The following is a 1182-nucleotide window of genomic DNA, read 5'->3' as shown; positions in this document are numbered from 1 at the left end:
GGACCTGATATGAACAAAACTGTCAAGGCCCGAGCGTTTTTTACTATTTTTGGGCAACCTTAATACAGAAGCTTGTGCTGCTTCTTTTTGAGGGGTTAACCAATATGGTTAGACTATCTCCTTCACATCTTACAGACCACTCTTCAAGTTAATGAAAGGTTGTCAAGTGGTTTCCTTGACTAGCTTTCATTAACTTGAGACACTGATTGAAGATGAGAAGGAAGATTAAGGACACGGCACGAAGGCAAAATATTTTGAACACCGGTCGGCATTCTGATATACGTGGGTTCTCACATTTTATTTTTCCGTGTTGAGGGTCTTTCACGAACTTATTACGTGCATTCACTTTATGTAAGCTAGCACAAAGGTCCAACGTGAATTACTCTCAACGGTTTTTACTTTGCCTCCGAGCCCTATTCTTATTCCCATTGTTCTTCTTTACTTTATTTTTTTCCCTTTTAGAATTTTATCATTGTGTCTCATCAATCGAGTGTTAATTAACAGATAACTGTTTGATCGGCAAGCATTCAGTTTCTTGTGCTATCGCCCATACAAAACCAGCCAATTCCCTAGCTACCGCGGTAATCGCAACATTCTTTTGTTTTCCACGGGAGAGTAACCGAAAATACTTTTTATGCAACCTCTGTTGTGCTTTCCAAGAAATGGCCTGAATAGCTCCTGGTTTTCCATCTAGTCTCTTCTTCAATCTGTCTCGAACAGCTGGCTGGTAACGATAGCTCCATGATGATTCAATAAGTAATCTTCGTGCATGGATATTTCCTGTTTTTGTGATTTTTCCTTGCTTGCGTGTTTCCCCACTTGAATATTCACTTGGTACAAGACCTAGATACGCCATAAACTGTTTAGGTGTTTGAAACCTTTTAAACGAACCAATTTCAGCTACTAGACTGGTAGCTGTAATCGTAGCTACTCCACGTAAACATTGGAGTGTTTGAATCATGGGAGCGTGCACACCTTCGACTGCTTGGGCTTCTATTTCTTCCTCCAAACGTTTTATACGCTGCTCTACTTCATTAAGATTTTGTAAGTATTCTTGAAAGACCACTTGTAAAGAAGTTTGCTTAAATTTCAAAGTATGGATCCATTCTCTATATCTAGAAGACCAACTTCTCTTTACTTTTTCAGGAGGGCGAATATCATACCGCAGAAGAAGCTTGGTAA

General features: G+C 39.5%; 1 protein-coding gene. It reads right to left on the bottom strand.

Going from position 1 to position 1182, the window contains the following annotated elements:
• Positions 1 to 493 precede the first annotated feature (493 nt).
• A partial coding sequence (locus ACI48O_RS22715; RefSeq protein ID WP_435564086.1) for an IS110 family RNA-guided transposase occupies positions 494 to 1182 on the bottom strand: 689 nt, incomplete at its 5' end.

The sequence above is a fragment of the Neobacillus terrisolis genome (assembly GCF_051233475.1).
Classification (GTDB): Bacteria; Bacillota; Bacilli; order Bacillales; family Cytobacillaceae; genus Bacillus_BU.
Note: the sequence above shows the minus strand (reverse complement) of the source record. Positions and strands in the feature narration are given on the sequence as shown.